The sequence below is a fragment of the Streptomyces sp. NPDC088706 genome (assembly GCF_044752765.1).
GTDB lineage: Bacteria > Actinomycetota > Actinomycetes > Streptomycetales > Streptomycetaceae > Streptomyces.
The window spans coordinates 205,086-218,288 of the sequence record NZ_JBIVLW010000002.1; the positions used below are offsets into that span (position 1 = coordinate 205,086).

Genomic DNA, 13,203 nt, shown 5'->3' on the forward strand with positions numbered 1-13,203 from the left:
GTCGCCGAAGGCGCAGGCATGATCATGATCTCCGCGGGGACCACGCTCGCAGCAGCTTCCCTCCGCGTCAACACGGCCCACGGCGCGTCCCGGCCACCCTCCGTCCCCGCCCCACCGGGGGAATACTTGACAGGGACAGGGGCACCAGTGGCTTCCGCGCCCGACGCCGAAGGATGGGTGAACATGACGACCGTAGGACTTCTCTACCCGGGTCACGCCGCCGAGGACGACTTCCCGCGGATCGAGATCACGCTGGACACCGACATCAGGCTGCCGCTGTTCTCCACCGAGGCCGGCGAGGACGTCCACCGGCCTGGCACCCTGCTGGAGACCGGGGCACCGGACCGGCTCGCCGAAGGCGTCGAGGAGCTGCGCCTCGCGGGCGCGGAGGCGCTCGTCTGGGCCAGCCCCGCCGGCAGCTTCGTCTACGGCTGGGCGGGCGCGCACAACCAGATCGCCACGCTCGCCCGGAGCGCGGGCCTGCCCGCGTCCAGTACCGCCTTCGGCTTCGTCCACGCGGTACGGGAGCTGGGTGCCGGCCGGGTCGCGGTCGCGGCCGCCTGGCCGGAGGACGTCACGACGTTCTTCACGGAGTTCCTGGTGGCGGGCGCCACGGAGGTGGTGTCCGCCCACAGCGCCGGTGTCGCCACGGCCGCCGAGGTCGCCGCGTGGGAGCCGCACCAGGTCAAGGAGCTCGCGCTCGCCGCGGACCACCCGGACGCCGAGGTACTGCTGCTCCCGGACGCGGCCCTGCACACGGCGGCCTTCATCCCCGAACTGGAGGAGGCGCTCGGCAAGCCGGTCCTCACGGCGAACCAGGTGACGGTCTGGGAGGGCCTGCGGCTGAGCGACCGCCGGATCTGGGCCCCGACGCTCGGCACTCTCTTCGCCGCCCGCCGACCGGCGCCGGGGACGGTGGAGCCCAAGGGGATCGAGGTGCGGGAGTAGTCCCGCCGGCCCGGGGAGCGGCTGCCGAGGCCCCGACGGCCCGTCCCGGAATCACCGCCCAGGAATAACCGGAGCCATCCTCCTGTTGTACGCCTCCGATACGTACGACGAGCAGCACCGGGAGAGGGCCGACACGTGGACGAGATCCGAGGCGACGAGACGGGCGGCGCGAGGGACGGCGGAAGCGACAGCGGCGGCATCCGGGCCACCGCGGCCGGGACGGCCCCCGTACCGCTCTCCGTGCTCGACCTGGTGACCGTGGGCCAGGGCCGCACCGCGACCCAGGCCCTGCGCACCGGCGTGGAGATCGCCAAGCTCACCGAGAGCCGCGGTTTCCACCGCTACTGGGTCGCCGAGCACCATTCCATGCCCGGGGTCGCCTCGTCCTCCCCGGCCGTGATCCTCGCGCACATCGCCGCCCACACCGAGCACATCCGGCTCGGCTCCGGCGGCGTGATGCTGCCCAACCACGCCCCGCTGGTGATCGCCGAGCAGTTCGGCACCCTAGAGGCGATGGCCCCCGGCCGCGTCGACCTCGGTCTCGGCCGGGCCCCCGGCACCGACGGCGCGACGGCGGCCGCCCTGCGCCGCAGCGACCGGTTGAACGAAGGGGCCGATGACTTTCCGCAGCAGCTCGGCGAGCTGATCCGGTTCCTGGACGACGACTTCCCCGACGGCCACCCGTACGCCCGCATCCACGCCGTACCGGGCCCGGTCCAGGCGACCGCCCCCGGCGGGGTGCAGTCCGCGCACCGGCCGCCCGTCTGGCTGCTGGGTTCCTCCGGCTTCAGCGCCCGGCTGGCCGGCATGCTCGGCCTGCCGTTCGCCTTCGCCCACCACTTCTCGGCGCAGAACACGATCCCGGCGCTCGACCTGTACCGGAGCTCCTTCCGGCCCTCCGCGGTGCTGGACGCCCCGTACGCCCTGATCGGGGTCTCCGCGCTGGCCTGCGACGACGAGCGCGAGGCCCGCCGCCAGGTGCTGACCGGCGCGCTGTCGATGGTCCGGCTGCGCACCGGGCGGCCGGGGCTGATCCCGAGCCCCGAGGAGGCGGCGGCGTACGACTTCTCCCCGATGGAGCGGGAGTTCGTCGAGGGCTGGCTCGCCAACGTGATCCACGGCACCGCCGACGAGGTCCGCACCGGCCTGGACGACCTGGCCAAGCGCACCGGCGCCGACGAGCTGATGATCACCGCCAACGCGCACGGCGGCGACGCACGGCTGCGCAGCTACGAGCTGATCGCGGACGCGTACGGGCTGCCGACGGCCTGATCCCGTACGGGCTGCCGGCGCCCTGACTCCGCACGGGCGGGCCGGCAGCCTGATTCCGTACGGGCTGCCGAACCCGCCTGACTCCGTACACGCCGCCGACCCGCCTGGTTCCGGACCGCAGCCCGGGCGTCAGGCCTGTTCGGCCGCCGGCCGGGCCGTGATCAGTGCCGCGATCAGCTCCGGCGCCACGGCCCGGGAGTACAGCCACCCCTGTCCGGTGTCGCAGCCGATCCGGCGCAGCCGCTCCGCCTGCCCGGCCGTCTCCACGCACTCCGCGGTGACGGTCAGGCCCAGGCGGTGCGCCAGCTGCACCATCGCCTCCACGATCGTCTCGTCGGCGGGGCTGGGGTGCGTGCCGTCCTCGTACCGGAAGCCCTTCACGAACGCCCCGTCCAGCTTCAGTACGGAGACGGGCAGCCGGCTGAGGTAGGCGAGGTTCGAATACCCGGTCCCGAAGTCGTCGATGGCGATCCGCACGCCCATGTCGCTCAGCGCCTGGAGCGCCCGCAGCGGGCGTCCCCCCGAGCCCATCACCGCCGACTCGGTCAGTTCCAGCTGGAGCAGCCCGGGGGCCAGACCCGTCTCGCCCAGGATCTGCGCCACATCGGCGACCAGGTCGGAGTCCCAGACCTGGCGCACGGCGACATTGACGCTGATGAAGAGCGCCGACTCGTCCGGGTGGTCCAGCTGCCAGCGCCGCGCCTGCCGGCACGCCGTGCGCAGGATCCACCGGCCGAGCTGCACGATCGAGCCGTCCTCCTCGGCGATCCCGACGAACCGATTCGGCGACAGCACGCCGAACTGCGGATGGTTCCAGCGCACCAGCGCCTCCACCCCGCGCACCACCCCGTCCGCCATGCCGACCAGCGGCTGGTACTCCAGGGTGAACTCACCGCGCTCCACGGCGGGCCGGAGCGTGGAGGAGAGCGCCTGGCGGGTCATCCGGTGGGCGTTGCGCTCGGGGTCGAAAAGGGTCCACCGGGCCCGGCCGTCGGCCTTCGCCCAGTACAGCGTGGTGTCGGCGGCCTGCATCAGACCGGTGGGCGAGGTACCCGCGACCGGCCGCTCCACCACGCCGATCGAGGCGGAGACCGAGAGCCGCTGCCCGGCCAGGTCGAAGGGGTGCTGGAGGGCGGCCAGGACCGAACGGGCCAGTTCCGTGAGAGCCTCCGTACCGCCCGAGTCCTCCACCAGGATCGCGAACTCGTCACCGCCCAGGCGCGCCACCAGCCGGCTGCCGCCCGGGTTGCGGCTCGCGTCGTTCTCGGCGCAGTCGGTGAGCCGTGCGGCGACGGCGGCCAGCAGCCGGTCGCCGATCCGGTGGCCCAGGGTGTCGTTGATGGCCTTGAAGCCGTCCAGGTCCAGGTAGCAGAGCCCGATCCGGCCGTGTCGGGGGAGCATCGTGTCGTCCTGGTACGGCGGGGTCTCCAGGGCCACCGAGAGGCGCTCGAAGAACAGCGTCCGGTTGGGCAGCCGGGTCACCGGGTCGTGCATCTGGAGGTGGCGCAGCCGGTCCTGGAGCTCGCGCCGGTCACTGATGTCCGCCACCGCCAGCAGGACCCGCGCGGGCTCAGCCGCCGACGTCCCGGTCATGGGGACGACGGTGACCTCGGCCCACAGGGTGCGCCCGTCGGGGTGTTTGAGGCGGCGGGTGCAGCGGAAGCGGGAGCGGCGGCCCTGGAGCACCTCGCGGTAGGCGTGCCAGGTCCGGTCGTCGGAGGCGAGGTCCACCAGTTCGCACGCCTGGCGGTCGGCCAGCGCCCCGGGCGTGGTGCCCAGGAGCCCGCCGAGCGAGTCGTTGGCCCGGACGACATGCCCCCGGCCGTCCACCACGGCCATGGGCAGGGTGGCGGCGTTGAAGGCGGCCCGGTGGTCGCGCAGCTCGGTGGCGGCGGCGTCCGCGGCGCTCCGGAGCGATTCCGGGGGGCGTGCCGTAGACCCCGCCGAATGACGCTCCGTGACCGGTGTGTCCACGGCGTCCGGGGACGTGCCCGCCGGGGCCCCGGGCCCTTCGGAGGTTCCGCTCACCGCTCGCTCCCGCTGTGAAGGTTGTCGTGAACTGGTGGGGTCGGACAGCACACCGGGTGGGGAACCCGTGAAGGGGCCCGAGCCACGCGGGAAAGCGTGGTGAAGCATAGAGGGTGGCGCGTCGGGCGTTCCAGCTCGCATCCGGCCACGGGTATCGGGAACGGCCGGTCTGCGCCGTTCCGCTTTGCCCGCCCCTGATGGTTTCTGCGCGCTTCTGTGGCATCGGACGGTCGGCCTGGGGCGTCGGTCACGTTCCGTAATGGTCTGGGGTGTGGTGTTGGTCGGGTCCCGGCGCCGTGACCCGTGTGGCCCATGTGACCCATGTGGGGCAGCACAACAGGGCGCATCACCAGGAAACGGCACAGGGTGGACGGGACGTACCGCGTTCCCCACCCGGAGGTCGATGTGCAGCGTGAGCCCGGACCCGAGGAAGCGGAGCGGCCGAAGCTGCGCAGTCTGGCGGCCGCCCTGACCTCCCTCCTGGCGCTCGCCGCCACCTCGCTGGTCGCGGGCCCCGCCGTGGCCGCCGTACGCGACGCGACCCCGTGCGCGCTCCCCAGGACGGCGGCGCACCACTCGCTCGGCGTGGACAGCTGGAACACGGCCTACCCCCAGCCGGTCCGACGCCTCGACGCGGTCATGATCTTCCTCTCGTTCCCGGACTCCGAGCCCGTCCTCACCCCCGGACTGCTGACCGCCGACCACTTCCCCTCGACCACCCGCTTCTTCGAACGTGCCAGCTATGGCCGGTTCACCCTGCGCCCGCACCCGCAGCGGAGCTGGACGCGGATGCCCCGCTCCTCCACCTGGTACGGCATGGAGCGCGACTGGGACGCCGGGCGGCGCACCGCCTACCTCCGCGACGCGATCGCCGCCGCCGACGGGGACGTCGACTTCTCGGCGTACGACATCGTCTACCTGGTCGCCGACCCCGACGCGCCGGGCGTCGACTCCGACGCCACCAAGGTCGTCAACTTCGACCGCCCGCTGCGCGCCGACGGCACCGACATCCGCCGTGTCGTCACCGTCTTCGAGCAGCACCCGCCCGACCGCAACGTCCTCGCCCACGAGACCGGGCACGTCTTCGACCTGGCCGATCTCTACCACCGCCCCACCGACGGCAAGGGCGACTGGGACACCTACGTCGGCGACTGGGACGTCATGGGCAGCCAGTTCGGTCTGGCCCCGGACCTGTTCGGCTGGCACAAGTGGAAGCTCGGCTGGCTGGACGGGCCCCAGGTCGTCTGCGTCCAGGGCGCGGCCGACCTCACCCTGGAGCCGGTCTCCGCCGCGCCCGTGCCCGGCGGGACGATCGGGACCCGGCTCGCCGTCGTGCGGACCGGCGGGGACAGCGTCCTGGCGATCGAGGCCCGCGGTGCCACCGGCAACGACCGGGGGACCTGCACCGAGGGCATCCTGATCTACCGGGTCCGCAGCGGGAAGGCCTCCGGCGGCGGCCCGGTCGAGGTGGTGGACACCCACCCGGAAACCGGGGCCTGCTGGGACCGCTCGGTCTACCCGGCGCTCGCCGACGCCCCGCTCACCGAGGGCGAGACCTACACCGTGCCGGGCGAACGCACCCGCGTGGAGGTCGCCGACCGTACGCCGTCCGGCTCCTGGACGGTCCGGATCACCGCCGGCGTCTGAACCGTGCCGTGGCCACGGCACACGAAGAAACCCCCCGCTTCCGCGAGGGGCTTCTTCCGTCGGTGCGCCGTCAGGGACTCGAACCCCGGACCCGCTGATTAAGAGTCAGCTGCTCTAACCAACTGAGCTAACGGCGCCTGCTGACGTCGTAGACATTAGCACCCTGATCCGCCCGAGGAAAAATCGAATGACCGGCCCCCTGGGACGCCGCCGCCCGGCTCACCCGCACACACGCCCAGAGCAGCACATCGGGTCCGGGCAGCCACGGACCACGGGTGTCCGGCGCCACCAGCCAGCGCGGCCCGGAACCACCGGACGGGCAGGTCAGCGGCGGTACGGTGACGGCGTCGCCGGTGCCGTGACAGAGCAGCGGGGGCACCTCACCGCGCGGCGTGCGCGACCCCTCGCCGCCGCCGGCCCCCCACTCCTCCCAGGCCAGCAGCGAGGGCAGCCGCTGGGCCGTCCCGGGGGCGGCGAAGAGCAGCATCCGGCCCCGGTGCACGGCCACGGGACCGGTGCCGGGGCCCTCGGCCCACAGCTGCTCCAGCATCCGTCGCCCGAACAGCGCGGGCACGTTGACGACGTCGAACTGGGAGCCGCAGGGAAGCACCCCGGGCGAGGTCGGGCGCTCCTTCCACCGCGCGAGCGTGGAGCGCGGGTAGGCCGAGGCCCCCGCCAGCCAGGCGGCACCGGCGGCGGTCACCTGGGCGGCCTGCGCTCCGGTCTGGTCCCGCAGCAGGGCGAAGATGTCGACGGCGCGGGACGCGGCGGCTCCGCCGGCTTGCAGGGTCGTCTGGTCTTTCAGCCAAGCGCTCATGGAGAAAAGGTCTACCGGGAGTGACGGATCCGATTCCGAGAGTTGCCGAAAACCGGGACAGGGCGGAAGGGGAGGGAGTATCTTGCCCGCCGTAATATGCCAACGGACCTGACCCTCGGCCTGAGAGCCCCCGACGCCTTGGGCGCCCGGCGTCAGCCGGTGGAGGACGCGTCGAGCAGGGACCGTCCGAACTCGATCATCTTCTTCGCGTAGTCCTCGGTCCACTCCGCGCGCTCCGCGACATCCGCTGCGGTCAGCCGGTCGAACCGGCGCGGATCGGCGAGCTGCGCCGCCGCCATCGCCTGGAACTCCACCGACCGGTCCGTCGCCGCGCGGAAGGCCTGGGTCAGTTCCGTCGCACGGGCCAGCAGCTCACGGGGGTCGTCCATCGACTCCAGGTCGAAGAAGTGCTCCGGGTCGGCCACCGCCTCCGACGGCTCGAAGAGCAGCGGCGCGGGGCGCAGCCGCTGCCGTTCGTTCCGTTCGGACTGTGTCATGTGCTGTTCCTCCCTAGGGGCGCCTCTCCGGGCGGCCACCCCCCATTGTCCAACCCCGCGCAAGAGGGCCACCGGCCTTGCGCGCGCTACGGCTTCTTCACGGCTTCCACCGCACCCGGTGCTCACCGAGGTGGGCCAGCACCGCGTGGTTCGCCTCCCAGCCGTCGGGGAACTTCACCGTGACGCCGAGCTGCACCGGCTCCGTGGACGGGTGCTCGTCCAGCAGGTCCGCCACCCCCTCCCGGCACACCACGACGCAGGCGTGCCGGTGGCGGGAGGCCAGCACGCACAGGCGGCCCGTCTCCAGGTGGAACGCCGTCGCGTCGGGGCGGCCCGACAGCGGGTGCAGGACCACCGTGACGTCGAACTCGCGGCCCTGGAGCCGGTTCGCCGTGTCCACCGCCACCCCCGTGACGCCCAGCTCCGCGAGGGCCGCCCGCACCGCCGCCGCCTGGTCGCGGTGGGCCGTGCCGACCGCGACCCGGTCCGCCGTCACCGGCACCGGCTCCTCGGCGCGCTCACTGGTGGCGACGCCGCCCCGGTCCAGCAGCCGCCGCACCACCAGCGCCACCGCCCGCACCGCCTCGGGGTCGGTGCGCGGGGTGTGCCGGGCCGGCAGCTCCAGCAGCCCCCACCCGGCCTCGGCCGCCTCGTCCAGCACCCGGTCCGGGCCCGACCCGTCGGAGGCCACCCCGAAGGAGAGCTTGCGGTCCCCGTGGTCCGTACCGCTGCGGAAGGGCGTGTACGGGTAGAACGCGTCCGACACCAGGGGCGCCGCCGACGCCGGGAGCCGCCAGGAGACCGGCAGCCGGTGCTGCGGCAGCTCCGGGTTGTGGGCGAGCAGCGTGGAGACCGCGCTCGCGGAGGGGTCGTAGCTCAGCCCGGCCCACTGGTCCGCGCCCACGATCGAGAACGGGTCCAGCTGACCCGGGTCCCCGACGAACAGCGCCCGCTCGAACAGCCCGGCCACGGCCAGCAGCGCGTCCGAGCGCATCTGGTACGCCTCGTCGACGATGGCGTGCCCCCACGGCTCCACGTTCTTCACGTGCGCCCACTTGGCGGCCGTCGAGATCACCACGTCGAGCCCGGCCAGGTCCGCCGCCTTCGCCGATTTCGTCACGTTGTCCAGCCCGTCGAGCACCTTGTCGTACGGGTCGGAGTCGTTGCTGTGCAGCCGGCCCACCGGCAGCTCCGGTTCCTTCTCCGCGAGCCGCACCACCAGGTCGTCGACCTGGGCGTTGGTCTGCGCGACCACCATCAGCGGGTGCCCGGCGGCGGCCAGCTCCAGGGCCGCCCGGACCACCAGGGTCGACTTCCCGGCGCCGGGCGGGGAGTCCACGACGATGCCGCGCGCACTGCCGCGCAGGGTGTCGTCGAGGATCGCCCCGGTCGCCCGCGCCGCCTCCGCACCGGGGTCGAAGACGACGGTCACAGCAGGTCCTCCCAGATGGCGGTCGTCACAGCAGGTCCTCCGGGGTCACGGGGTCGGGGCGCTCCGCGCGGACGGCGGCGTCCGCGCCGGGCGGGCCGCCGTGGGTCCACGGGGTCTCCTCCGGGTCGGGGAGCTTCGGTCCGCCGCGCTGATCGTGCTCGAACAGGGTCCAGGCGATCCGCTCCCCGGCCTCCGGCAGCGAACCGGGCGCGGGCTCCCTGCCCCGGCCCATCCGGTCCATGATCCGCAGGACGAGCAGGATCTCGCCGTCCTCCGGGGCCTCGGAGGCGTACCGCACGAACTCCGCCGTCTGCGGCTTGCCGTCCAGCGAGCGGTACACCTTGGTCCGCTCGCCCAGCTGCGGCCGCTCATCCGTGCGGAGGGTGACCAGCGGGCGCGGGGACGGCCGTTTGGACTCCGTGTACGCCATCTCGACGCCGGTCACCGTGGCGAGGAATGCCTCACCCGCCAGTCGCCGTCCCGCCAGCACCAGCGGATCGTCCAAGGCCTCCTGGGCCTCCAGCCGGGCCTGCGCGGTCTCCCGGGAGGCCAGCTTCTGTGCGGCCGTCACCGCGTCGTCCCGCCTGGGCTGCGGCGGCTCACCGGAGCGGACCCGGTCGCGGTGGGCGGTGAACGACCAGCGGTCCCGGGTCCAGCGGTCCTCGGCCCGGGACCCCTCGGGCAGCTCCCGCAGCAGGTCGAGTCCCCGCCACACCTTGTCCCAGGTCGGCAGCGTCACGTCGGCGAGCAGGGAGCGGATCTCGCGCTCGGCGGTGCTCAACTCGCCGAGCCGCCCGTCCGCCGCGAGCCCGTCCTCGGCCGCCGCGAACGCCGTGCGCGCCCGGTCGTACCGCTCGATCGCGGGGGCGAGGAGCCGGTTGTCGAAGTCCGGGTCGGTGGCGGGCCCGGCCGGCGGGCAGAGGAGCTGCCCGTCCTGGTCGCGGCCCAGCTCGGCCCGGAGGGCGGCCTCCGCTCCGGAGGCGTCCCCCGGCGGGTCGATCCAGGCGAGCAGCGCCCCCAGGTGCTGGTCCTCCAGGCTGCTCTGGCCGGTCGCCCAGTGCCGGTTGAGCAGGTCCGTGGCGGCGAGCAGCAGCGAGGAGCCGGGCACCCGGGCCCGCTCCCCGTAGTGCGTGAGCCAGCGGCCGAGCAGCGGGACGCGCGCCGGGGCGGGGTACGGCGTCTCCGGGTCGTCCTCGGCGGTCCGGCGGAACCGCATCGACCGGCCGAGCAGCCGGACGAACTCGATGCCCGCCCGGCTCGGCACGATCAGCTGCGGGGCGTCCGTGCACAGCTCGACCTCGACCTCGGTCTTCTTGTCGGTCGCCGGGTCGGTCCCTCCCCCCGCCTTCGGCCGGGAGGTGCCCCCTCGCTCGGCGGGCTCGACCACGTCCGCGTACGCCTCGATGTGCGGGAGCACCGCCTCCGCCAGCTCGGCCAGGAACGCGAACCGCAGGTCCCGGTCGCGCGGCTGGGCGACGACCAGCAGCCGGGGCGCCTCGCGGTCCGTGCCGACCAGGGCGCCCAGCGGCGCCCCGGCCTCCCCGGCGGTGGTGAGCGGCACGAGCACCAGCGGCCGGTCGGTGAGGTGGCGGTGGCGGACGGTCGCGAGCGGCTGGGCGCGGCCCGAGTCGACCGCCTCCAGCCGGGCGAGCGTGGTGATCAGCGACATGCGGCCGCACCCTCCAGCGCCTCGGCACGCAGGGCCGCGGCACTCTCCAGGGCGTCGGCGCGCAGGGCGGCGGCCCGGCGCAGCGCGGCCACGGTCGGGTCGGCGGGGTCGCCCTCCTTGCCGGCGGCGGCTGCCAGCACCCCGGCGACCGTGGTCAGCCCGCCCAGCTCACCGCGCACACTCCGGCCGAGCGTCTCCACGGCCCCCTCGGCCCGGGACCGCGCCCGGCAGTGGAAGGCCAGCTCACAGGCGGCCAGGCACTCGGGTGCGTAGGCGGCGGTGACGGAGGAGACGGCGGACTCCAGCTCCTGCGGCGAGCACGCCGGGTCGAAGGTCGTCCCCTCCGGGAGCGCCTCGGCGATGTCCTCGATGCGGGTCAGCCGGGTCAGCTGGCGGCGGGTCACGGCGCGCTGCTTGCGTACGTCGACGACGGAGGCGGTCGGCAGGTTGGAGAAGTCCTTCGGGCAGACCAGCAGCACCCGGTGGCCGACCTCGGCGCCCTCGGTCACCGCCGCGACCCGCTCCAGCGCCAGCACGTACACCGCGGCCTGCCGGGCGGCGGCGCCGACCTTCGCGGCGTCGGCGGAGGTGTCGATCATCGGGAACGACTTGATCTCGACCACGGTCCAGCGGCCGTCGGGGTGCACCACCACCGCGTCCGGTTCCAGATAGGCGGGGGAGCCCGCCACCTCCAGGGCCAGCATCGGGTGGTCCAGCAGCGCCCAGCCCCCCGCCGCCGTGGCCTCCCGCAGCGCGAGCGCGGTCCGCGCGGCCCGGCCCTCGGGGCCGGCCGCGCTCAGATCGGGCGTGGCGGCGTCCTGGTCCGGGGCGGGGGAGCCGTCGCCGAGCCGCTCGTACAGCAGGCGCAGCAGCTCCGCTCCGCCGTCGGCCTTGACCCTGGCCTCGAACGCGTTCCCCCGCATGAAGGCGAACTGGGACTGGCCGAAGGGGGCCGGGGAGCCGAGAGCGGTGGCGAGCACTCCCTTGTCGACCCCGGCGCCATCCAGCAGGGCGCGGCGCTTGCAGCCGGGGTTGGCGGCGAGGGCGGCCAGCGCGCGGGCGTCGAGCGGGTGCGGCGCGACGGAGGGGCCGCGCAGCTCAGCGAGCCGCTGCCGGAGCGTCGTCGGCCGAGGCGCTCGCACCGTCGGCTGCCGCGTCGGGGGAATCTGCGGAGGAGGTCCGCTGGCCGGGGATTCGCTCACCCGCGGAAGTCTTGCATCCGGCACTGACAATCGGGGACCGCACCGGCTCGGAGGCGGTACGCACCGTGGCGGAGAAGGCCCCCAGACGCCCCTTCACCCGGTCCGCCAGCCGCGTGACCGGCCTGGCCAGCAGGGCGCCGAGCCCCATCACGGCGGCCCCGGCCACCGCGTCCAGGAAATAGTGGTTGGCGGTGCCCATGACGACGATGACGGTGATCAACGGGTAGGCGACGCCGGCAGCCCGCAGCAGCGGGTGCCTGGCGTGCCGCCAGAGCAGGATGCCGCACCACAGGGACCAGCCGACGTGCAGGCTCGGCATGGCCGCGTACTGGTTGGTCATCCCGCTCAGCCCGCGCGGGGCGCTCGCGCCGGCGCCCCACCAGCCGTACGCGCTGTACTGCGCCATCGTGTCGACGAAGCCGTGGCTCGCGTCCAGCAGCCGGGGCGGGCAGGTCGGCATCAGCGTGAAGCCGACCAGACCCAGCAGGGTCGAGTTCATCAGCCAGACCCGGGCCGCCCGGTACGCGGCCGATCTGCGCCGGAACATCCAGACCAGGACCGCCGGGGTGACCAGGTAGTGCAGGGAGGCGTACGCGAAGTCGGCGGGTATGCCCAGGGACGGGGTGCCGGTGAAGAGACGATTCAGCGGGTGCTCGGCGTTGAGGTGGAGCGCCTGCTCGAACCGGAGGATCGCCAGCCCGTTGTCGACCGCCGTCGTCACGTCGCCGCGCACCAGCAGGCGGCCTAGGGAGTACAGGCCGTACACCACCGCGATCAGTGGGAGTTCCGTCCACCAGCGGGGTCGATGACCGGTCGCGGGCGGCGCGGTGGCGTGCGGCATCCGGTAGCTCTCCCCATGTCCATGCGGCCGACGACGAACGTTCAACCGTACGGCGGCGGCGGCCGCCGGCTCCCCCGGGGGTCCCCTTGCGGACGTCCCGTACGCAGCCTGCCCCCGTCACGGCTCCGGCACCCGCGGCGGCTGACTGCGCAGGGAGGGACGCCGTCGCCGCCCCGGAGGTTGCCCGCCGGGCCGGTGCGGGATGATGGAAGGCCCAGCACCACCGTTCCAGGGAGAGCCTTCATGGCACCGCGCATCCTGCTCGCCCGGCATGGCCAGACCCAGTGGTCGGTCCAGGGCAACCACACCGGCAGGACGGACATCCCGCTCCTGGACACCGGCCGTGAGGGCGCGAAACTGCTGGGCGAGCGGCTGCACCGGGCGCCGTGGGGCGGGCTGCCCGGGGTCGAGGTCCGCACGAGTCCGCTGGTCCGGGCCGCCGAGACGTGCGAGATCGCCGGCTTCGGGGAGCGGGCGGAGGCGTGGGACGCGCTGATGGAGTGGGACTACGGGGCGTACGAGGGCCTGACCCCGGCGCAGATCAAGGCGGACCGGCCCGACTGGCTGATCTGGCGTGACGGGGCCCCGGATGGCGAGAGCGTCGCGGAGGTCGCCGCCCGCGCGGACGAGGTGGTCGGCTGGGCGCGCTCGGCCGACCGCGACGTGCTGGTCTTCGCCCATGGCCACATCCTGCGCGCCCTCGCCGCGCGGTGGCTCGGCGAGGACCTGTCCTTCGGCGCCCGCATCCGCCTGGAGCCGACGTCGCTGTCGGTGCTGGGGTGGGCGTACGGTCTGCCGGCGCTGGAACGCTGGAACGACACGGGGCACCTGGACAGCCTCTGAGCCCGTC

At 74.1% G+C, this 13,203-nt stretch carries 11 protein-coding genes and 1 tRNA gene; 4 read left to right on the forward strand and 8 right to left on the reverse strand.

All coding sequences use genetic code 11. From position 1 onward, the window contains the following. The first annotated feature begins 183 nt into the window (after window positions 1-183). Window positions 184-948: a decarboxylase gene (locus ACIQAK_RS06525; protein WP_366387177.1), complete on the forward strand. Its 765-nt coding sequence runs from the start codon at window positions 184-186 to the stop codon at window positions 946-948. Window positions 949-1,083: 135 nt separating this feature from the next. Then, entirely contained in the window at window positions 1,084-2,220 is a 1,137-nt protein-coding gene (locus ACIQAK_RS06530) for an LLM class flavin-dependent oxidoreductase (RefSeq protein ID WP_366387178.1), read from the forward strand. A gap of 129 nt (window positions 2,221-2,349) precedes the next feature. Here ACIQAK_RS06530 and ACIQAK_RS06535 read toward each other — a convergent pair whose 3' ends face one another. Continuing rightward, on the reverse strand, window positions 2,350-4,248 hold the full coding sequence (locus ACIQAK_RS06535) for an EAL domain-containing protein (RefSeq protein ID WP_366387179.1): 1,899 nt from the start codon (window positions 4,246-4,248) through the stop codon (window positions 2,350-2,352). A gap of 366 nt (window positions 4,249-4,614) precedes the next feature. On the opposite strand from ACIQAK_RS06535, the gene ACIQAK_RS06540 reads away from it, so the two are divergent. After that, entirely contained in the window at window positions 4,615-5,895 is a 1,281-nt protein-coding gene (locus tag ACIQAK_RS06540) for a M6 family metalloprotease domain-containing protein (protein ID WP_366387180.1), read from the forward strand. 63 nt (window positions 5,896-5,958) lie between these two features. On the opposite strand, the gene ACIQAK_RS06545 is transcribed toward ACIQAK_RS06540, so the two are convergent. The 7 genes from ACIQAK_RS06545 to ACIQAK_RS06575 form a co-directional block, all read right to left on the reverse strand. Beyond that, window positions 5,959-6,032: transfer RNA gene (locus ACIQAK_RS06545), tRNA-Lys, on the reverse strand. After that, a complete protein-coding gene (locus tag ACIQAK_RS06550; protein ID WP_366387181.1) occupies window positions 6,023-6,712 on the reverse strand; it encodes a bifunctional DNA primase/polymerase in 690 nt (229 codons plus the stop codon). The genes ACIQAK_RS06545 and ACIQAK_RS06550 overlap by 10 nt, the downstream gene beginning before the upstream one ends. A gap of 152 nt (window positions 6,713-6,864) precedes the next feature. Further along, window positions 6,865-7,209 carry a hypothetical protein gene (locus tag ACIQAK_RS06555; RefSeq protein ID WP_366387182.1) on the reverse strand — a complete coding sequence of 115 codons (345 nt, stop codon included), beginning with the start codon at window positions 7,207-7,209 and terminating at the stop codon, window positions 6,865-6,867. A gap of 97 nt (window positions 7,210-7,306) precedes the next feature. Then, a complete protein-coding gene (locus ACIQAK_RS06560; RefSeq protein WP_366387183.1) occupies window positions 7,307-8,641 on the reverse strand; it encodes an AAA domain-containing protein in 1,335 nt (444 codons plus the stop codon). A gap of 25 nt (window positions 8,642-8,666) precedes the next feature. Continuing rightward, window positions 8,667-10,310 carry a hypothetical protein gene (locus tag ACIQAK_RS06565; protein ID WP_366387184.1) on the reverse strand — a complete coding sequence of 548 codons (1,644 nt, stop codon included), beginning with the start codon at window positions 10,308-10,310 and terminating at the stop codon, window positions 8,667-8,669. Then, a complete protein-coding gene (locus tag ACIQAK_RS06570; RefSeq protein WP_366387185.1) occupies window positions 10,301-11,512 on the reverse strand; it encodes a hypothetical protein in 1,212 nt (403 codons plus the stop codon). Before ACIQAK_RS06570 ends, ACIQAK_RS06565 begins: the two co-directional genes overlap by 10 nt. Next, window positions 11,409-12,353 (reverse strand): phosphatase PAP2 family protein, encoded by a 945-nt coding sequence (locus ACIQAK_RS06575; RefSeq protein WP_366387186.1) that lies wholly within the window; start codon window positions 12,351-12,353, stop codon window positions 11,409-11,411. Before ACIQAK_RS06575 ends, ACIQAK_RS06570 begins: the two co-directional genes overlap by 104 nt. Before the next feature lie 243 nt (window positions 12,354-12,596). Between ACIQAK_RS06575 and ACIQAK_RS06580 the strand changes: the two genes are divergently transcribed. Beyond that, the gene (locus tag ACIQAK_RS06580) at window positions 12,597-13,196 is read left to right on the forward strand and encodes a histidine phosphatase family protein (protein WP_366387187.1); all 600 of its coding nucleotides are present in this window, start codon (window positions 12,597-12,599) and stop codon (window positions 13,194-13,196) included. Window positions 13,197-13,203: the final 7 nt, after the last annotated feature.

Excerpts from the sequence above, each read along its gene's own strand:
- ACIQAK_RS06565 (WP_366387184.1), bottom strand. The coding sequence starts at position 10,310 with ATGTCGCTGATCACCACGCTCGCCCGGCTGGAGGCGGTCGACTCGGGC.
- ACIQAK_RS06575 (WP_366387186.1), bottom strand. The coding sequence starts at position 12,353 with ATGCCGCACGCCACCGCGCCGCCCGCGACCGGTCATCGACCCCGCTGG.
- ACIQAK_RS06580 (WP_366387187.1), top strand. The coding sequence starts at position 12,597 with ATGGCACCGCGCATCCTGCTCGCCCGGCATGGCCAGACCCAGTGGTCG.
- ACIQAK_RS06525 (WP_366387177.1), top strand. The coding sequence starts at position 184 with ATGACGACCGTAGGACTTCTCTACCCGGGTCACGCCGCCGAGGACGAC.
- ACIQAK_RS06550 (WP_366387181.1), bottom strand. The coding sequence starts at position 6,712 with ATGAGCGCTTGGCTGAAAGACCAGACGACCCTGCAAGCCGGCGGAGCC.
- ACIQAK_RS06555 (WP_366387182.1), bottom strand. The coding sequence starts at position 7,209 with ATGACACAGTCCGAACGGAACGAACGGCAGCGGCTGCGCCCCGCGCCG.